The sequence below is a fragment of the Paenibacillus sp. 32352 genome (genome assembly GCF_002042965.1).
GTDB lineage: Bacteria > Bacillota > Bacilli > Paenibacillales > NBRC-103111 > Paenibacillus_S > Paenibacillus_S vulneris.
Genome location: NZ_MZNT01000003.1, coordinates 606634 through 626295 on the forward strand (window position 1 = coordinate 606634; position 19662 = coordinate 626295).

General features: G+C 51.6%; 19 protein-coding genes. 17 read left to right on the forward strand and 2 right to left on the reverse strand.

The window, feature by feature from the left end:
- The first annotated feature begins 66 nt into the window (after window positions 1–66).
- Window positions 67–1458, forward strand: a complete 1392-nt coding sequence (gene thrC, locus B1728_RS10440) for a threonine synthase (RefSeq protein ID WP_079910120.1) — start codon at window positions 67–69, stop codon at window positions 1456–1458.
- Between the two features lie 63 nt (window positions 1459–1521).
- On the opposite strand, the gene B1728_RS10445 is transcribed toward thrC, so the two are convergent.
- Window positions 1522–2757: a CynX/NimT family MFS transporter gene (locus B1728_RS10445; protein WP_079910121.1), complete on the reverse strand. Its 1236-nt coding sequence runs from the start codon at window positions 2755–2757 to the stop codon at window positions 1522–1524.
- Window positions 2758–2907: 150 nt separating this feature from the next.
- On the opposite strand from B1728_RS10445, the gene B1728_RS10450 reads away from it, so the two are divergent.
- Window positions 2908–3483, forward strand: coding sequence for a helix-turn-helix domain-containing protein (locus B1728_RS10450; protein WP_079910122.1), 576 nt, complete (start codon window positions 2908–2910; stop codon window positions 3481–3483).
- Window positions 3484–3494: 11 nt separating this feature from the next.
- Here the strand turns inward: B1728_RS10450 and B1728_RS10455 are convergent, their stop codons facing one another.
- The gene (locus B1728_RS10455; protein WP_079910123.1) at window positions 3495–4766 is read right to left on the reverse strand and encodes a hypothetical protein; all 1272 of its coding nucleotides are present in this window, start codon (window positions 4764–4766) and stop codon (window positions 3495–3497) included.
- A 168-nt stretch (window positions 4767–4934) separates the two neighbouring features.
- Between B1728_RS10455 and B1728_RS10460 the strand changes: the two genes are divergently transcribed.
- The 15 genes from B1728_RS10460 to B1728_RS10535 all read left to right on the forward strand — a co-directional run bounded on the left by B1728_RS10460 (window position 4935) and on the right by B1728_RS10535 (window position 19531).
- Window positions 4935–5957 carry a ketoacyl-ACP synthase III gene (locus B1728_RS10460; protein WP_079910124.1) on the forward strand — a complete coding sequence of 341 codons (1023 nt, stop codon included), beginning with the start codon at window positions 4935–4937 and terminating at the stop codon, window positions 5955–5957.
- A gap of 91 nt (window positions 5958–6048) precedes the next feature.
- A complete protein-coding gene (msrA, locus tag B1728_RS10465) occupies window positions 6049–7038 on the forward strand; it encodes a peptide-methionine (S)-S-oxide reductase MsrA (RefSeq protein WP_256865316.1) in 990 nt (329 codons plus the stop codon).
- 327 nt (window positions 7039–7365) lie between these two features.
- Window positions 7366–7947: an RNA polymerase sigma factor gene (locus B1728_RS10470; protein WP_144027823.1), complete on the forward strand. Its 582-nt coding sequence runs from the start codon at window positions 7366–7368 to the stop codon at window positions 7945–7947.
- Window positions 7944–8729, forward strand: a complete 786-nt coding sequence (locus B1728_RS10475) for a hypothetical protein (protein WP_079910126.1) — start codon at window positions 7944–7946, stop codon at window positions 8727–8729. The genes B1728_RS10470 and B1728_RS10475 overlap by 4 nt, the downstream gene beginning before the upstream one ends.
- A gap of 16 nt (window positions 8730–8745) precedes the next feature.
- Window positions 8746–9675 (forward strand): DUF4367 domain-containing protein, encoded by a 930-nt coding sequence (locus tag B1728_RS10480; protein ID WP_079910127.1) that lies wholly within the window; start codon window positions 8746–8748, stop codon window positions 9673–9675.
- Between the two features lie 196 nt (window positions 9676–9871).
- Entirely contained in the window at window positions 9872–10054 is a 183-nt protein-coding gene (locus tag B1728_RS10485) for a hypothetical protein (RefSeq protein WP_079910128.1), read from the forward strand.
- A gap of 346 nt (window positions 10055–10400) precedes the next feature.
- Window positions 10401–10895, forward strand: a complete 495-nt coding sequence (locus B1728_RS35760; protein ID WP_144027824.1) for a hypothetical protein — start codon at window positions 10401–10403, stop codon at window positions 10893–10895.
- Window positions 10896–11108: 213 nt separating this feature from the next.
- Window positions 11109–11540 (forward strand): VOC family protein, encoded by a 432-nt coding sequence (locus tag B1728_RS10500; RefSeq protein WP_079910131.1) that lies wholly within the window; start codon window positions 11109–11111, stop codon window positions 11538–11540.
- 24 nt (window positions 11541–11564) lie between these two features.
- A complete protein-coding gene (locus B1728_RS10505; protein WP_079910132.1) occupies window positions 11565–12533 on the forward strand; it encodes an aldo/keto reductase in 969 nt (322 codons plus the stop codon).
- A 26-nt stretch (window positions 12534–12559) separates the two neighbouring features.
- On the forward strand, window positions 12560–14575 hold the full coding sequence (locus B1728_RS10510; protein ID WP_079910133.1) for a GTP-binding protein: 2016 nt from the start codon (window positions 12560–12562) through the stop codon (window positions 14573–14575).
- 54 nt (window positions 14576–14629) lie between these two features.
- The gene (locus tag B1728_RS10515) at window positions 14630–15508 is read left to right on the forward strand and encodes an aldo/keto reductase (protein WP_079910134.1); all 879 of its coding nucleotides are present in this window, start codon (window positions 14630–14632) and stop codon (window positions 15506–15508) included.
- A 421-nt stretch (window positions 15509–15929) separates the two neighbouring features.
- Window positions 15930–16637, forward strand: coding sequence for an FHA domain-containing protein (locus B1728_RS10520; protein WP_225948177.1), 708 nt, complete (start codon window positions 15930–15932; stop codon window positions 16635–16637).
- A gap of 56 nt (window positions 16638–16693) precedes the next feature.
- Window positions 16694–17989: a UDP-N-acetylglucosamine 1-carboxyvinyltransferase gene (gene murA, locus B1728_RS10525; RefSeq protein ID WP_079910182.1), complete on the forward strand. Its 1296-nt coding sequence runs from the start codon at window positions 16694–16696 to the stop codon at window positions 17987–17989.
- A gap of 39 nt (window positions 17990–18028) precedes the next feature.
- The gene (locus B1728_RS10530) at window positions 18029–18847 is read left to right on the forward strand and encodes an inositol monophosphatase family protein (RefSeq protein WP_079910135.1); all 819 of its coding nucleotides are present in this window, start codon (window positions 18029–18031) and stop codon (window positions 18845–18847) included.
- Window positions 18848–18964: 117 nt separating this feature from the next.
- On the forward strand, window positions 18965–19531 hold the full coding sequence (locus tag B1728_RS10535) for a hypothetical protein (protein ID WP_079910136.1): 567 nt from the start codon (window positions 18965–18967) through the stop codon (window positions 19529–19531).
- The last annotated feature ends 131 nt before the right edge of the window (window positions 19532–19662 follow it).

The following is a 19662-nucleotide window of genomic DNA, read 5'->3' on the forward strand; positions in this document are numbered from 1 at the left end:
TCTTGTTCATAATAAGCCGACTTTTTGGTATAATGAAGTGAATTTTCGTACGCGAAGGGGATTAGTATGGACTATATTAGCACGCGAGGAAAAGTAGAGAAATGTGGATTCATCGACGCCTTCCTGATGGGGCTTGCCAACGACGGCGGTCTGGTCATTCCCAGTGAAATTCCGGTGATCTCGGAGCAGAAGCTGAAGGAATGGGAAAGCCTGTCCTACCAGGATCTGATGCTTGAAATATTCTCTTATTTTACAAATGACGAAATTCCTTATGAGGATCTGAGAAAGCTGATCTATGACAGCTACTCTACCTTCAGGGATGAGAACGTAACGCCTCTGAAACCAATCAATGATTCGCTGTATGTGCTGGAGCTGTTCCATGGGCCGACCTTTGCATTCAAAGACGTCGCGCTTCAGTTCATGGGCAATCTGTATTCTTATGTAGCGACCAAAAGAAATGAAATCATTAATATTCTCGGTGCAACCTCAGGGGATACCGGAGCGGCAGCCATTCAGGGCGTACGGGGCAAAGAAGGAATCCGGATTTGCATCCTCCACCCTCATCAAAAGGTAAGCAAGGTTCAAGAGCTTCAGATGACGACGGTGCAGGATGAAAATGTGCTGAACTTATCGGTCAAAGGCAACTTCGATGATTGTCAGCAGTTCATTAAAGAGCTGTTCGCCGATGTGGATTTTAAGCATAAATATCATTTGCGTGCCATCAATTCCATCAACTTTGTGCGGATATTGGCGCAAACCGTGTACTACTTCTATGCTTATTTCCAAATTTCCAAAACCAAACCGGTAGGCAAGGTCAACTTCAGCGTGCCTACAGGCAACTTCGGGAATATTTTCTCGGGTTACTTGGCGAAGCAAATGGGTCTTCCGGTTGGCAAGCTAATCTTGGCTACCAATGAGAATAATATCCTGGAGCGTTTCGTTAAAGAAGGCGTGTATATGCCTGGAGAATTCCACAGCACCTACAGCCCTTCCATGGATATTCAAATTGCCAGCAATTTCGAACGGTATTTGTACTACTTGACTGGGAAAAATTCGGAAAAGGTAGCTTCTCTTATGAACCAGTTCCGTTCCGAAGGCAAAATTGAGATAGCCGGCGAGGAGCTTCAAAAGGTTCAAGCTGATTTTGAATCCAAAGGGGTTCAAGGCAAAGATTGTCTTCAGGTTATCGAAAAGTATTACAAGCAATACAGCTACTTGTTCGATCCGCATACGGCCTGCGGTGTCTCCGCATACGAAGCTTGCAGCGGCGATGACGAAGTGTGTGTCGTATTCGCTACCGCTCATCCGGCCAAGTTCAACGAGTCCATCGAGCTGGTTCATATCGAACAGACGTTCCCACTGGAAATCCAAGGGCTGTTCGATAAAACACAGTACCAGACCGTTGTTGATAACGAAAAGCAGCAGCTGGTGAAGCAATTGGAAACCTTCTTCGCATAAATGGAATGTAAAAAAGACATCGCTTTGGAGTTTGAGGGCGATGTCTTTTTTCATTCCATAAAATTATCGTTTAGCGGAGGAACCAATCTGGATATTGCGGCCGGCCCCAATCCCGAACATCAAGTACAGTGCGGTTGCGATGATAAGCACGAGCAGCGGAGCGGACCAAGCGCCGGTCAAGTCATGCAGCCAACCGATCAAGATCGGCCCTACTGCGGCCAGCAGATAACCCAAAGATTGGGCCATCCCCGAGAGCACGGCAGCTTGAGCAGGAGTTGCCGACCTGAGCGCGAAGAAGGCAAGCGCCAAGCTGATGCTGCCTCCCTGCCCGATTCCGATCAGAACGATCCAGAGAGGAGCAATGGATGGAGAGCTTGTGAGCAGCAGCCCGACATAGCCCAGCAAAGCGGAGCAGGCGCTGAAGGCTACCAATCCGCGTTGACTGGCCCTTCTGCCGGCTAACGTCGGCATGATGAAGGAGAACGGCAAGCTCACAGCTTGCATCAGGGATAACATCCAGCCAGCCGTGGTCGGGCTCATCCCTCTGTCATGCAGGATGGCAGGCAGCCAAGCGATCGTTACATAAAATGCCAGAGACTGCAGCCCCATGAACAGAGTTACCTGCCAAGCGAGGCGAGAACGCCACAAGCTGATGGAAGCAGTCTGTGCGGCTGCCGCGGTGCTCTTGGACTGCGCGGAACGAAGCTGCGGCAGCCAAACGATAAGTCCCGCTATGGAGAGTACCGCCCAGCAGCCGAGCGACCCTCGCCAACCAAGACCGAGCCCGCTGGAAATAGGAACGCTGATACCCGAAGCCAAGGCGGCCCAAGTGCTCATGGACATGGAGTAGAGACCGGTCAGCAGTCCGACTTTGCCTGGAAAATCACGTTTAATGAGGCTGGGAAGCAGAACATTGCCTACTGCGATACCCGCGCCCATGACGGCTGTGCCGATAAATAGTGGGGCGACGCCTGGAACGGAGCGCAGCAGGATCCCTAAGGTCAGTGCGATAAGGCTTGCGAATAAAGTTTTCTCCGTTCCGATCCTCCTGGCTATTCCGGGTGCCAATGGCGACAGCAGGGCAAATGCGAGCAGCGGGAATGCCGTCAGTAAGCTGGCCAGCACATTCGATAAGCCGGTCTCCGCTCGAATGGTCGAAGTGAGAGGGCCTACGACCGTGATGGATGCGCGTAAATTCGAAGCTATCAGCACGACGCCGAGCATAAGCAGCAGGCTGCCGCTGCGAGCCGCTCCAGTTGCCTGGGCTTGTAAGGAAGAGGACGATGCATTATTGCTCATGATTAAGACTCCTTCTAAAGAAAATATAAGTCTGCAGCGAAAGAAAAATGGTTTCCTAGGTCTGCATCACGATTGCTTCTAACAGTAAACTATAATATACTTATATTACTGAAAAGTAAACTATAATTTATTTTTGTGAGGTGGACTGGATTGGATTTACCGAAAGATACGGAGCAGGACATGATGGAGATGGTGCGGAGAATTGGACATCAGCTTAGGCACATGCGCAAGGAGCGGAAGCTGAGCCTCGATGATCTTGCGGATCTCACCGGCGTCAGCAAACTGACACTGGGGAAGATAGAGCGGGGGGAGACGAATCCGAGCTTGGCTGTCATTTGGCGTATTGCCGACGGATTATCCATTCCCATGTCCTCTTTATTCGAGAATGAGACATTCGTTCAACTGTCACGCTCGGGGGAAGGCATTCATTTTACAGACGGCCCTTTTCGGGTGGAGCCGATTTTTACTCGTTCCTCGAATGGAATAGCCGACAGCTACCGTGTATTTTTGCAGCCTGACAGCTCCTATTCCTCCGAGTACCATCCGGCCGGTCTCATTGAGACAGCGACCGTCATGTCGGGCTCGGTCCGGATCAATGTATGCGATACGTCTTATGAGATGGGGCTGTACGACTCCATTCGCTTTCGCGGCGATTACAGCCATTCCTACATCAATACCTCAGATTCCGCGGCCGTCATCCATATTTCACTTGAAAGGCAGGGGTAGCAGTCACCTAATTAGTTTTGAAAACCGGCTATGTACCAGCTTAGAACCTCACTCCAGTCCCATTGCTCGTAATAGTTGGAGCCTAGATCAATGGAGCTGATCCATGTAATTGCCCCAGACCCGTCCGGCTGTCCCAGCATGACGGATGCCAGGTTACGGTCAGAACGGACCCATCCGAGCTTGTTCGCTGCAGGAATATAGGCAGGCGAATAGTCTCCGAACCCGGCAGGAGGCGCGGTAATAGGACGCTGCACGGCGCTCTGAAGCATTAAACGAACCAGGACGGGGACCGGCCGTGTCGCGGGATCGGTCGACCATTTGCTCTCCGTAGCACGGGATACCACTATCGTATCCTCCTTCAGCCATGTAAAATTGCCGTCGGCAAAGCCTTCAGGCGTTAGTGTCGGAGAGTGCAAGGCAGGCAGCTCCTTGATTTTCAAATGCTTGTTCTCCAATGCCATTCTTCCTCCGCCTTGAATATAGGCCAGCCGTGTTTTGTCGGGAGCCCACTGAAACCAGCCTGTATTCGCCAGCATTTCATCGAGGGGAAGAAATGTTTTGCCATTGGAAGAAAGCAGGCAGAGCATGTCGCTGTCCGCCGACCACGAAGCCGTAGGATGAACGACGAAAGCAATCCATTTCCGATCGTAGGACCACTTGAAGAGGGTTGTGCCGATAGAGAGCACCGTGACGTTCCCTTGGGTCAGTTGAGAAGGGATGGTGAAAAAGGGCTTGATCTTCTTTTCGTCGAGCTTGGCGTCAACCGGTATTTTGTACAGAATAGGCCGGGTCCAGCCGTCCGGCAGACGAGCCGCGGTAGAAGAAGCCAGGAAGCCTGTTCCATCCGGCAGCCAAGAGTAATTATTGACCCCAAGTGCAACATTGTCGAAGCGATTGCCGGTTACCTTCTCGGCGTCGGTAATATTCAAAATCAGTTCATCCTGAAAGGCCAGAATATTAGAAGTTGGCGACCACTGGAGGTTGCTTCCGCGGCCTCCATAAGCTTGCTCATGACGACCGGTGTTGATGTGATAGAGCCATATTTCGTTGTTTTGTTCTCCGGATGCCTTCATATAGGCGATCCATTGCCCGTCATAAGACCATCTCGGATGGGAGGCCCCGCCGTCTCTTGTCAGCTGCTTCTCGGTATCCCCTTCCTTTACCCATAGATTGCCGCCTCGAATAAACGCCGCTTTTACGGGAGTTTCCGGTGACGCATCCGCTGCAGGCAGAAGACCGGACATTCCGAACCACACGATGGCAATCAGACCCAACCATCTCAATAGATGTCCCCTCCTTATAGAATCAATGAACTTGAATCTTCCTTAATTTGCTCCTCGGGGTACCGCTTCATTCCATAAGTTATTGTCCATTGACACATTAGGTGGCGGAGGTTATATTTATATTAGTACTAGGTACTAATACTTGATAATAAAAAAGGATGATGGGCTGTGGAAATCCAAAAAGCCAGAATAACCGCAATTGGCACCTACGTGCCTGAAAAACGATTGACGAATCACGATTTGGAGGGCATGGTGGAGACCAGCGATGAATGGATCGTTCAGCGCACAGGCATCCGTGAGCGAAGAATCAGTGAACCCAAACAATATACAAGCGATTTGTGCGAGGCTGCCGTAAAAGATATGATGTACCGGTACGGAAAGTCCGTATCCGACGTCGATTTTATTATCGTGGCTACCAGCACTCCCGATTTTCCTTTTCCGAGCACCGCTTCGATTTTACAGGACCGTCTTGGCATTTCGGCTTCCACTGGGGCTATCGATGTTAGTGCTGCCTGCGCCGGATTCGTCTACGGTCTACATATGGCGAACGGACTGATCGCATCGGGATTGCATCGCAAAATATTGGTCATAGGAGCGGAGACGCTGACTAAAATTACGGATTACACAGACCGGACGACATGCGTATTGTTCGGGGACGGTGCAGGTGCCGTGCTCGTGGAACGGGAGGATGGAGACCTTCCGTCCAGCTTCCTGTCTGCCCATTTGTCTACGGACGGCAGCGGCGGCACACATATTTATCAAACCCGGATTGCTAACCAGTGGAACGGGATTGAATTAATCGATAAGCAGCTGCTAGTTCAGAACGGCAGGGAAGTATTCAAATGGGTTGTAAGGACGGTGCCGGATGGAATGAAGGAAGTACTCCGGAAGGCGCATATGGATTTGGAACAGGTCGATTGGTTCATCCCTCACAGCGCGAACCTGAGAATGATAGAGCCTCTCTGCGAACGGAGCGGTATTCCTATGGAGAAAGCGTTGTACAGTCTGGTGCATTTCGGCAATACATCGGCAGCTACTATCCCGCTTGCGCTGGATTTGGGACTCAGAGAAGGCAAGGTGCATAATGGGGACAGCGCCCTTTTATACGGGTTTGGGGCCGGACTTGTCCAAGCAGGAATGCTGATCCGTCTTCATTTGGACCGTCAGGAAGCTGATCCCGCACCTCTGTAAAAGGCGCCGGCATTCCATTTGGTTGCTTGCCGAATTCTTGGTATGATGGTATGTATATGGATAAGTACCTAAGACAGAGGAGTGAGTAGCTGTGGAAACCAATACAAATCAGGAAAGCGGGCTGGAACTGGCTACATTTGCGGGAGGATGCTTCTGGTGCATGGTCACCCCTTTCGACCAGCTGCCGGGCATCGTGAAGGTTGTGTCAGGGTATACGGGGGGACATAAACCGAACCCGACCTACCAGGAGGTATGCTCCGAGACGACAGGGCATGCCGAAGCGGTTCAAATTACGTTTGACCCGCAAATATTTCCATATGAAAAGCTGCTGGATACGTTCTGGCGCCAGATCGATCCGACCGATACCGGCGGCCAGTTCCATGATAGAGGGCCGTCTTACCGCACAGCCATTTTCTATCATACCGAGGAGCAGCGGCAGAAGGCGGAAGCATCGAAGGCTGCGCTCGAACAGAGCGGCCGGTTTGATCGTCCGGTTGTGACGGAGATTGTGCCTGCCACTGAATTTTACGAGGCGGAGGAATATCATCAGGATTACTATGTGAAAAATCCGCTTCGATACAAAATGTACAGAAAAGGCTCGGGGCGGGATGCTTTTATCGAACAGCATTGGAACACGGCCCGGGATAAAGAGCAGCGCAAAGGCCAATTGACCCCGCTGCAATACGAGGTCACACAAAACAACGCCACCGAGCCCCCGTTTCAAAACGAGTTCTGGGACCATCACGAAGAAGGAATTTATGTAGATATCGTATCGGGAGAGCCTCTGTTCAGCTCCAGGGATAAGTTCGATTCCGGCTGCGGCTGGCCGAGCTTTACCAAACCGCTGATATCGGCTAACGTTAAGGAAAAGCAGGACTACAGCCATTTTATGATTCGTACCGAAGTTCGGAGCCGGGAGGCCGACTCCCATTTGGGCCACGTATTTACGGATGGGCCGAAGGAAGCGGGGGGACTGCGCTACTGCATCAATTCCGCCGCGCTTCGGTTTATACCGAAGGATCAGCTGGAGAAGGAAGGCTACGGCGCTTACGCCAAATGGTTTGATGAATCAGGGGAATAAACTGGAAGGTACACGCGGAGGCGTCTTTGTTCTCCTAAGGCAAAATCTCTTTGCGGCAAGCCGTTCAAGCATAGCTCCATGTTAGGAAGTGTGTTGTTCCTGCTGTATCAGGCTGTTGAGATCATCTCGGCAGCCTTTTTTGCAGGGAGTCGTGCATGATTATACATAAAAGTGGAATTTTCATTGAGTTGGTAATATGGAAAATTTTGTCCGAATTGTGAACGGATCGATTTCGGATATGGAAAAAGTTTGAAAAAGTACTGCAATTCACCATCGATGCATTATATGATGGAGCAGAATTGTAAACCGTACTTATTCGGAGGAATCATGTCAAAATCGATATTGTTGCTATTGACCGGCGATATCAGGTCTATTGACCCGATGCTGCAGGAGCAAGTATATAAAGAGTTTTACAGGCTCGTCTACCCGTTAATCCTCTATATTGTGAAGGATCATCCGACTACGGAAGATATTATTCAGGATACCTTTTTGACCATTATTCGAAAAAGCCCCCATGATATCGAAGAAGTCCGGCTTCACGCCTGGATTCGGGCTGTTGCCCGCAACGCAACCATAAGTTATTTAAGAAAAAATAAAAAAAGGCGTGACGAACTTCTTTCTGATGACGTCTATATTGAAAATGCCGTTCCTCTGCCGCATCATCCGGCTTTCTCTACCGAATCCGAAGTGGAGGCCAAGCTGCTCGAGGAGGCTATCATTCATTATATTCATCAGCTGAAGCCGATTTATCGTCAGGTGATCCAAATGCGTTGGACCGAATGTTTATCCTACAAGGAAATGGCGGATCGGTTAGGCGTCACGGAGGAGAAGATCCGTCAAACGCTGCACCGCTCCAGGGAAGCTATCAAGAAAAAACTGCAGCGTGATTGGAAGGTGAACGAGCCTTGAACAGATCCGATTTTGAGGCTGAATTTGATCGTATGTTTGAAGAAGCTGTCCGCAGGAGTGAGCTTGACGAGATTGCTGTGCCTGACGCCGATTCCTCGTGGCAGCGAATTCGCTCCAAGCTTCGCAAGGAACGGCAGAGGGTCCGATTTCTTCGCGCAGCCAAATGGAGCGGGCTTGCCGCTGCATCTTTAGGTTTGGGCACCTTTTTATTTCAATCCCTGCAGCCTACGGAAGCGTTTCGTCCGATGTTTGAGATGGTCTATAAAGTAAAAGGCGGCTCGGTGAGCCTGAATGTGGCTAGTACGGACCAATCAACAGCCGGAGCCAAGACAGCTCCGCCGCCGCCAGATGACGAGCTTCCTGTTCAACCAGTGAAGGATAATCGGGATTTGCCGGAAGAAAACGCCTTTCGGCGGGAAAAGGTGACGATGGAGGAAGCGGCCGCCAGGACGCAGTTCGCGCTGCCTGAGCCGAAATATATTCCCGATGGCTATACATTACAAGAGGTCACGATCCATATAACCATCGGCCAGCCCAAGGCCAGCGCTGCCAAGCTGGTCTATGTTAAGGAGAACGTGCCTGAGCAGCTCTCGATCCTGGTCCGCAAACGCTCCTATAGTGATCATGCGGATTTGCCGGACGGCAAACGGGAATTAACAAAACCCGCTGCAGCTGTCAATGAGCTGGAGCTTAATGTTGGGGAAATCAATGTCATTGTTAAGGGCGCGCTCGAGGTAGGCGTGCTGAACCGGATTATCGATGGCATGAATTTGAGCGAATAAGCTTTGGGGAGGTCTTATGAATACGGGATGGCTGCTGTTATTTAAGGAGGATATCACTGCTCTCAAGTCTTCCGTCCAGTACGCTTTGTTCGAGGAGTATGTCCGACTGGCTGCTGCATCGGGTCTGCTCTTGGGGCTGAACGAGACGAACGCGAGGCTTGTCGTCAAGACGGTCTTTCTGCAGGCGGCGTCAAGACGTTTTGCAGACAAGAATGAAATTCAGATCAAAGAGCATTTAATGCGAATGATTGAAGGAGCGGTCTTGAAGCATCAAACGGCTGCTGGCTGTAAGTCTGATGCCGGAGTTCAAGCGGAACAGCTGATGGAGGCATGGAACGATATAGCCCCTGTTCTCCAAAGGAAGGTGCTGCGCCGCAGACGTTTCAGGCTGATGCTGTCCGTATGCTCGTTTGCGGTCATTTTGATCATTGGCGGCTTTGCGTTTGGTACGACGACTCCGGCGCAAAAATCAGCCAAAGTCGCTGCACCGCCGAATAAAGAATCGGATGGATCGGAGCTAACGCAGCCCGTTAGCGGCATTCAACATCCTTTGAAGGTGACAGCTGAGGAGGCGCGGCAGTATGCGGATTTTCAGCTGGGGATTCCGCAGATTTTGCCGGATGGCTACCATTTTGAAGAGGCTTTGGTATTTTTGAGCGGACAGGAAACCAAATCCAGGAACATTGTTTTGGTATATACCAATGAAGAGAACTATTTGCTGAGGGTTTTGTACAATAAGCTGGCTCCCCGCAGTGCGCTGACTACAGGCGTTACGCTGCCCGAGAGCATGGAGGAGATCTTTTTAAGAGGCAGCAAGGCGCTTCTCGTCAAAACGAAGGACAATCATTCCCGGCTCGATTGGCTGGAAGGAGATACCTATACCAGTATCTCGGGAAGAGATATTGACGACAAGCAGCTGGTAAGCATGGCGGAGAGTCTTCAATAACCAGCTGTGGGGCCTGCATGTGGAGGAGAACCGTTCGGAGCAGCGTTCCGGACTGTTTTTGCTTATTCAGGATAATCGAGTCTAGGATGCAGGGAAAGCTTATGTATCCTGGCTTTTTTGGCTTTTAGCGAAAAAAATGGTAAAGTAGGGTAGATGCAAGAAATGAGAAACGGTTCGAAAAAGGAGATTCGCAGGAATGATAGTATTGTTCATCTTGTTTATTTTAATTATGGGGTCCTTTTTTAGCGGTGCGGTCGTGTTGTTTTTCCAGAAAAAAACAAAGCTCGGCTTCCTTATGCTGGTTTTGGGAGCCATCTCCACATTCATGTTCTATTATTCTATCTACCAGGGCTGGGTTACCGTTCCTTCGCAGAGCTAGCGGCTCCTATCCTCTGGAGAGACATTGAGAGATCGCCGGAATTCCGGTGATCTTTTTTTGACCTCAGGGAGCATGTACCTTTGAACAAGAGGTATTTCAAGCGAATCCTTCCATATCCAGTTCCCCGCCCTTGCTCAAGCGTTAAGGCTTTTGACAAGGAGATGCAGAACAGTTATTGCTCCTTCCTCATTCGATGGACAGACACACAATTATCGGCAGGCGGTTCATGTACCCAAGCTATCGCGGCCATTACCGCATAGTGTACAGTACAGAACCAAGTGGGAGAGTATCAGGCGGCATTCCACTCCCGTACAAAATGAGGATACTGCAAAGGAAAGGGATTCGTATGAAAAAGACCATGGTGTCCAGAACGACGAGGCCATCTATGCATGCCTCCAAACCTTCGGCAAGGACGTCGGCCCGCGGACCGAAGAGAACGGCGAGCCCTCGCAAAGCACCATCATCGAGGACCAGACCAGCAAGAAACAGCATGTCTAGAGATACGTTTACCGACAGTGACATTATGTCTTCAAGATCAGCAGGCATCAACGGCTTTTTTGATGGAGGCGGCGGAGCTGCCGGCGCCCTGCCTGCAGCCCAGGAAACGGCTGCCGCAGAAGCCGGAAATACAAGAGGCATAGGATCTTTTTTGAGCGGCTTTGGAGGCATTGACGGCATCATATCGATGATGACCAAGGCGCAGCAAATGTTCAAGCTGTTTCAACAAATGGGCCCGATTTTTAAATTGATCAGCTCATTCAGCGGCGCTAAGGCTTCAACAGCAAGCGTCAGGTCGAGAAGAGGCCGAAAAACGGCATACCCGATAAAAGGGAAACGATAAGTGAAGCAGCCCGGTCCATGACCGGGTTTTTTGTTTTAACCTGCTGCGGAGGAAGCAAACAGATAGCGCCAGGCATCCTTACCTTGAAGTAACTAAATGAAGTCATCGTCAGTCCTTATATTTCTTCGAAATATTTTATATGATGATAAGAGGCAGCCACAGTTTCATACAACACCTGCAGGAGACGGATTCAGATAACGGGAGGTAGTAAGGATGCTAATCAAACGGATCGGACATTTGGCGCTTACGGTGGAGGATATGGTGAAATCGCTTCATTTTTATTGCGATGTGCTTGGCTTTGCCAAAGCCTTTGAGCTGCATGATGCAGAGGACAAGCCTTGGATCGTTTACTTGCGGGTGTGTGAGGGGCAGTTTCTTGAGCTGTTTTACGGCGGCTTGAACAAGCCGGAGCCCGTTCATCGGCCTATTGGATTTAATCATCTTTGTTTGGAAGTAGAGAATATTGATGAGATTGCCGGTCATTTAAAAAAGCACGGGATCCCTTTGGACGTTGAGCCCAAGCAAGGGAAGGATACGAACTACCAATGCTGGGCAAGAGACCCGGACGGAAACCGGATCGAATTTATGCAGCTGATGCCTGGCTCGCCGCAAATGAGAGGGCATCAGAGTGAGATTGAGCAATGATCAAATAACCAGGAGGTAGGAAGAATGGAATACCGGACATTAGGAAAAACAGGAATTCAAGTATCAAGCCTTTGCTTCGGTACGATGTCATTCGGGGGTCCGGCGGATGAAGAAGAGTCCAGGGCCATGTTTCGCCGCTGCAGAGAAGCAGGCATTAATTTCTTCGATACGGCCAACGTGTATAACCGGGGGCTATCGGAAGAAATATTGGGAAGATGCATCGCGGATTGCCGTGATGAGATTGTGCTGACGTCCAAAGTGAACTTCGCGATGGGACAGGATGTGAACGCCAAAGGACTGTCTCGCCGTCATATTATGCTTGCGGTGGAGCAAAGCTTGAAGCGGCTTGGTACGGACCGGCTCGATATATATTTTGTTCATCACTTTGATCCCAAGACCCCGATGGAGGAGACGCTGCGGGCGCTGGACGACCTTCAAAGGCAGGGGAAAATCCTGTATCCCGCCGTCAGCAACTGGGCGGCCTGGCAGATAGCGAAGGCACAGGGGATTTCAGCGAGAGAGGGGCTTGCCCGGTTCGAATGCATCCAGCCGATGTATAATCTGGCCAAGCGCCAGGCAGAGGTTGAAATCCTGCCATTGGCCGCTTCGGAGCAAATCGGCGTCATTTCATACAGCCCTCTTGGCGGGGGATTGCTGACAGGAAAATACGGGAAGGACAGGAAGCCCGCCCAAGGGCGCTTGGTCGATCAGAAAAATTATACCGAGCGTTACCGTGATGAAGTTTATTATGCTATTGCCGATAAGTTTACGGATTATGCGCTGGAGCATGACGTGCATCCGGCGTCGTTGGCTGTATCATGGGTTATGAGCCATCCCGCCGTTACGGCTCCGATCATCGGAGCACGGAATGTGGAGCAGCTGGAGCCGTCCCTGGCAGCACTGAATATCCCGATGACACAGGAATGGCGGGAGGAGATATCAGCGTTATCCGTGGCTCCTCCTCCGGCTACAGACCGAAGCGAAGAAAGATGAGGTGAACCGCTTAAAGAAGCGGCAGCATGAGCTTACCTAATTCAATTGGCATTAGAAATATCGGCATTGTTGCTCACGTCGACGCCGGGAAGACAACAACGACCGAACATATGCTGTTCGAGAGCGGACGGATTCGTTCCCTTGGCAGGGTAGACGCAGGGACAGCCCAGACCGACTGGCTGGATGTGGAGCGGGAACGGGGCATATCCGTTCGTGCAGCGACCACCGTATTTCAATGGAACGGATGCACGGTGAATTTGATCGATACGCCGGGACACGTCGATTTTTCATCGGAGGTGGAGCGGTCGCTGCGGGTACTGGACGGTGCCATTCTTATCGTTTCGGCGGTCGAGGGCGTTCAAGCCCATACGGAAACGCTGTGGAATGCGCTTCGCACGCTGCGAATCCCGACGATAATCCTGATCAACAAAATGGATCGAATCGGCGCCGACGCACAACGCGTCTTGAAGGAAATGAACCAATATTTATCGCCGGATCTTATTCCCGTCCAGCTGTACGATGGAGTCGAGGAATCCTTCCATGGCGTACGGGGACTGAGGGAAGGTCTAGAAACCGAAGAGCCTCATCGAATGAAGGCGATGCAGCAGCTTTATGAAGGCGTGCTGGAGCGATTGGCCGAACACGACGAGTCGCTGCTGCATTCCTATATTAGCGGAGAAGCGGTGCCGGAATCGGTATTATTCGAGCGATTAACCGGTCTTACCCGCCAAGCGGTTGTTTATCCGGTTCTGTTCGGTGCGGCCAGCAAAGGGGTAGGCATACGGGAACTGATGAATGCCATTGTCGACTACTTGCCCCCGCCTGCGGGGAAACCGGAGAATCCGCTCTCGGGAGTCGTATTCCGTCTGGAACGGGATAAGGCGATGGGAAAAATTGCGATGGTTCGTTTGTACGGGGGACGTATACAAAATCGGGACGTTGTTCGCAATACGACCCAAGAGATGGACGAGAAGGTAACCCAAATCCGCAAAGTTCATGCAGGGCATCATGAGGATGTAGGGATTCTCGAAGCCGGGGATATTGCGGGCGTATGCGGGCTAAGCCGTGTCCGAATCGGGGATGTCATTGGGGATCCCGGCGCTGTTCCTCCGGCCCACAGGCTCACTACGCCGCTGCTGACGGTGCAGGTAAGTCCTGTTCAATCATCAGACTATCCTCAGCTTGTAGCTGCTTTGCAGGAGCTTTCCGACGAGGACCCGCTGCTGGACCTGCAATGGCATCAGGAGGAACGGGAGCTGCATATCAAAATTATGGGCCCGATCCAGCTGGAGGTGCTGACTCATGCCTTGCAGACCCGATTCGGTTTGCAGGCGGCTTTCGGACAGCCGACTGTCATATACAAGGAAACGCCGTCGCGCTCCGGCTTCGGCTTCGTCGCTTATACCATGCCTAAGCCTTGCTGGGCTATATTGAAGTTTCACATCGAGCCTGGACCGAGAGGAAGCGGGCTCGCGTACCGGTCGATGGTGAAGCCGGAGAGGCTGCTGCCCGGCTATCAGAACGAGGTGGCCCGGAGAGTTCCCGAAGCGCTGCAGCAGGGACTGCGGGGGTGGGAGGTAACCGATCTGAAAGTGACGCTGGTCGATGGAGAACATCACGTCTGGCATACGCATCCGCTTGATTTCGTACTAGCAGCCCCGATGGGGATCATGGATGGTTTGGCCAACACGGGGACAACCCTGATGGAGCCGTATCTGCATTTTCGAATTACCGCACCGGAGGAAGCGAACGGTAAAATTATGCACGAGCTCGTACTGATGCGTGCCGTATTCGACTATCCGGTCATTCATGGCGAGCGGTTTACGGTAGAAGGCACGATTCCGGCAGCTACATCGCTTGATTTTCCTGTCAAGCTAAGTACGTTAACAGGCGGCAGGGGAACCTTCACGACACGCTTTGACGGCTATAGAGAATGTCCGGCGGGTATGGAGATTACTAGACCGCGCCGGGGAGTCAATCCGCTCGATACGGCGAAATATATTCTTAGTATGCGAAATGCATTAGGCGCTCAACGATCCTAGACATAAAGGTTGGTAATCTAGGAAATCACAGGAATGAAGAGGAGGCTTAAAGATATGTTGACTCGTCAAGTCGGCCGATTGGGACATCAGAGCTCCGTCGTGATGTTTGGGGCAGCAAGCTTGGGCAATGTGACGCAGGGTGAAGCGGATGAATCGATCTCGTTCGCTTTGCAGCACGGTATCAACCATTTTGATACCGCTGCAAGCTACGGTGATGCGGAGCTTAGAATGGGGCCATGGATGCCCAAAATCCGCAGCGATATTTTTCTGGCGACCAAAACCGGGGAACGAACGAAGGAACAAGCGAAAGCACAAATTTATCGTTCCCTGGAACGGCTCCAAACCGATCATCTCGATTTGCTGCAGCTGCATGCGGTTGGAACGATCGAGGAGCTGAATAAGTGCACAGCGAAGGGTGGTGCGCTGGAAGCGCTGCTTGAGGCCAAGGAGGAAGGTGTCGTGAGGGCTATCGGCATTACAGGCCATGGGCATTTGGCTCCGTCAACCCATCTGGAGGCGCTTAACCGATTTCCATTCGATACGGTGCTGCTGCCGTTAAATTATTATCTGTATTCCCTTCCGGAGTACCGCACGGCGTTTGATGCACTGCTGGAGGAGGCCGGAAGGCAGAACACAGCGGTGAGGGTGATCAAGGCTATTGCGAAGGGGCCTTGGGGCGAACAGCAGGAGCGCAATTATGCAACGTGGTACGAGCCGTTCGACCGCCAGGAAATTATCGATGCCTGTGTCCGTTTTGTATTGTCGTTCCAAGGGATTGCCGGCTTCGCCAGCGCCGGAGACATCCACTTATTCCCTAAAATTGTCGATGCGGTCGAGCGTTACGGTTCCATGAGCGATGAAGAGACGGTCCGCATTCTGAGCGCAATCAGCGGATACCAATCGCCCTTTGGGGCACCCACATCCATAGCATAAGCTGAAGCCGGTTTGGGATCTAATCGGATTAACAGTTATTTCCTAATAGAGTGTTCTATTTAAGCAAACAGTCAATGCAGCCCCAGGCTTCCGTTATCAGCGGGAGTTATGGGGCTTTTTTAGAACCCTTATAGTGCTTCATAAATTTCGTGTCCCCCCGCAAAAACCGGAGTCTACAAAACAGAATCGCCCGACTTTGAGGAGGGACCCATCTTTCTGTTTGCTTTCTGGTAAATCTAACATATCAGCAAAACACAAGGGATTTGTCAGTATGCGAGGATTACCATAAGAATTGAAAATAAGGTACAATAACATAGTACGCATCATTGCGGGTACTTCGATGGTTCCCTATGAAGCTCCCTACTATAATGGGTATCATCGAATAATAATAGACATTATCAAGTATTGCTAGATTGACAGCATGGCATCGGAGGGAATCAAGCTGGACACTTACGCTTGTCTTTATATTATCCGGGGGGAGCCCCACCGGGCAGGAACCTGCATCAACTTAAGCGCGGATGAATGGGTTGTCGGCCGTGCGTCCAATGATGAGGTTCCGGACCTCTCTTTTTCTACTGCCTTTATTTCACGTAAGCATTTGATGATTCGTAAGGAAGGGGAGAAAGCGGTTCTGTACGATATGGGCAGCAGGCACGGCACAGAAGTCAACGGAGTGCGTATTGAGCCCCATACCCCGCATCCCCTGCAATCCTTCGATATTATCAAGCTTGCCAAAGGGATGGTTGTCATTCACTTCTCCTACTTGTTCGCCGATCAAACGTTAGAGTTCGAGCCCATTAGCTATACTCAGCAATTTAACTTTCAGGAGCTGGGCTTTTCGATCAACTGGGAGAAGCGGGAATGTACGGTGGAAGGACAGCGCATCGTCATGTCGGAGAAAGAATACGGCCTAATCAAGCTGCTCTATGACCGGGCCAATCAGCTCGTCCCGTTCGACGAAATCAAGAAGACGGTATGGCCGGAGAGGACGTCCGGCGCCGACGGCGTTCCGGATGTCAGCATGGATGAATTGAATGCTTTGATCTACCGGATTCGCAAAAAATACGGAAAAGACACTTTTACCATCAGTGCCGTCCGCGGAAGCGGCTATGTTCTGGAGAAGGATTGATCCGCAATCCTCTGCCTGCTATCCGCGAGCATCGTATAAGGAAAGAAGGAACGACTGTGAGATATATTCAAGTGCAAACGTCGGGACCGCTTCATGGCTCGGTAACGATTCAAGGCTCCAAGAACAGCTCTCAGGCTTTACTCGCCGCAACCTGCTTGGCGGATGCCGCAGTCGTGCTTGAGGGGATACCCAATAACAATGACTTTAAGACCATTCGCCAAATCGGCAAGGATATCGGCCTCAAGATTGAGCGTCAGTCCAACGGAGAGATGCATATCGATCCCCGTTTTATTCACAGCGCCTTTATCGATCCCGGCAAATCCTCCGCATATCGGGCATCGTATTATTTTGTAGGGTCGCTCCTGGCCAAGTTCGGCAAGGTGACGGTAGGCTTCCCTGGCGGCGATGATTTTGTCTCCAGGCCGATCGATCAGCATCTCAAGGGACTGAGAGCCATGGGGGCGCATATTACGACTTATGATGATCATTATGTCGTGGAAGCGAAGAAGCTTCATGGGGCCGACATTTATTTCGATATGATCACCTCCGGGGCTACGATTAATTGCATGCTGGCGGCGGTTCGCGCCGAAGGCCGCACCCGTCTGTTCAACGCGGCAATGGATCCGGAGGTCGTCGATACCGCCAATTTCCTGAACCAGCTGGGAGCGAGAATTGTCGGAGCGGGCACCGATCAGATCCGTATCGAAGGTGTGCCTTATTTGGGCGGAGGAAAATATTCGGTTATCCCGGATCGTCTCATTGCAGGCTCGTTTCTGATGGCGGCGGGGATGCGGGGCGGAAGCATAACCGTGAACAATGTAATCCCCGAGCATATGGGGGCTTGTCTTTCCAAGCTGAAGGAAATCGGAATGGAGCTTGAGATCAGGGACCAAAGCGTAACGGCCCATTCCTACGGGCGGCTGCGCGCCACGCGCGTGAGGACCGGCATGTATCCAGCGTTTGCAACCGATCTTCAGCAGCCATTGACCGCTTTGCTGACGCAGGCGCCAGGAAAAAGCATCATTACGGAAAGAGTATTCACTCAACGATTTAATCATATTATGCAGCTGAAACGAATGGGCGCGGACGTGTCGATCCGTAAGGAAAGCGCCTATATTCGAGGCGGTGTCCTGTTGAAGGGGGATTGGGTGCACGCCACGGATGTACGTGCCGGAACCTGCCTCATCTTAGCGGGATTGGCTGCGGAAGGAAGCACGAACATCACCGGCATCGAGCACATTGAACGAGGCTATGAGGACGCCATCGGGTTATTTAGCTCGCTCGGCGCGCGTATTTCGCTGAAGGAGATGTCGGACCCCAGAGATTCCCAGGCCGAGTGGGGACGAGTCTAGACAAGAAAGCATGCGAATCCGGAGGGAGGACGGTTGTGAATGGAGTCTGTTATTACACTAGCGGAGGAGATTGCGGTTCAAGCCGCGAAAGCGGCGGGAGCGGTCGCAAGAAATTTTTTTCAGCAGGGCTTTACGGTCGAGGAGAAGGACGATAACGGGGATTTGCTGACGGAAGCCGACTTATTGGCGGAACAAATTATTTTGCACAGCATTAGAACCGTATTCCCGGATCATCAAATACATAGCGAAGAAGCGGGTTTGTCCGGGAACGAAGGAGATTGGCTCTGGATGGTTGATCCGCTGGACGGTACGAATAATTTTGCCATAGGGCTGCCTTTGTTCGGCGTGTCTATTACATTGATCCATCGATCCGTACCGGTGCTTGGAGTTATATATGACACGATGCAGGATAAGGTCTATGTTGCCAAGCAGGGATCGGGAGCGACCTGCAATGCAGAAGAGCTTCGAATGCCATGGAAGCCGGAGCCCAAACGGCTGACCGTAGGCTGGATTCAAGGCCATCAGGTGCAGCGGGATGAGCCTGCCCTCCGTTTAAGGGGACATATAGAGTCCCATACGAAGCGGATGCTGCGGCTCTGGGCGCCTACCCTGCAGTGGACGCTGCTGGCACGCGGCCAAATCGACGGCGTTGTCCTGTATCAATCGGAGGGCGACGATTTGTATTCCGGGCTGCTGCTGGTTCGCGAAGCAGGCGGGCTTGTCATGGACTTTGACGGTCAACCGTTCCATGGCATGAAGCCGGAGCCTTGTATCATAGCCTGCCCTCCGGATAGTAAAGAGGCGATGCTGCAGCTGGTTAGAGAAGGAATGGCCTCGGCTGCGGGGAGCATACGTTAATTTTGCCGTATGCCGGCTGAATGATCCGCTCTTCTTCATAAATATGTCATAATTTCTCGTTACAATGGTCCCGTCACCTGGATTTCATCCAATTAGAAGCAGGCGGAGGGAATAACAATGTTCATGAGAAAAATAGCGGCGATCAGTATTGCAGGGAGCTTACTGCTGGGCTGCGGATTAGCGAGTGCGGCTGAATCAGCGGAGACACAGGCTGTACAGCCTTCAGCAGACAGTGTCCAAAAGAGCGCCCATACGAAGAAGAAGCTTTCGGCAGAAGAGAAGAAGCAGCTGATTGCGGCCAAGGCGGAGAAGCTTGGTATCAGCACGGAGGGCAAGACGGACAAGGAAGTACAGGAGCTGATCAAGCAAAAAGCTGCCGAGCTGGCAAAGCAGAAGCAGGAGGAGCGGTTAAAGAAGCTCCAGGAGGAAGCGGCCAAGCTTGGAATTGAGCCGGGGCAAAAATCGGCCAAGGAGCTGTCGGCGGAAATCCACGAGAAGCAAAAGCAAAACAGGGAGCAAAAGCGGCAAGCACTGCTAGAGAAGCTGCAGCAGGAAGCGGGAAAGCTTGGAATCGACCCTGCCGGTAAGACGGCAAAGGAGCTTGGACAAGCCATCAAAGCGAAGCACAAGGAATTGGCGGCGCAAAAGCATGCCGACAAGAAGAAAAAAGCGTCGGTGCAATAATCGGCGGGTATACATAAAGGAACGGCAGAGCCTAGAAGGGCTCTGCCGTTTTTGTATGTACGCCCAGCATGGGCGTCATCTCTACGGTGAAAGTCCGGAATGGGGGCTGGCAAGCGCCTACCATTAGCCAA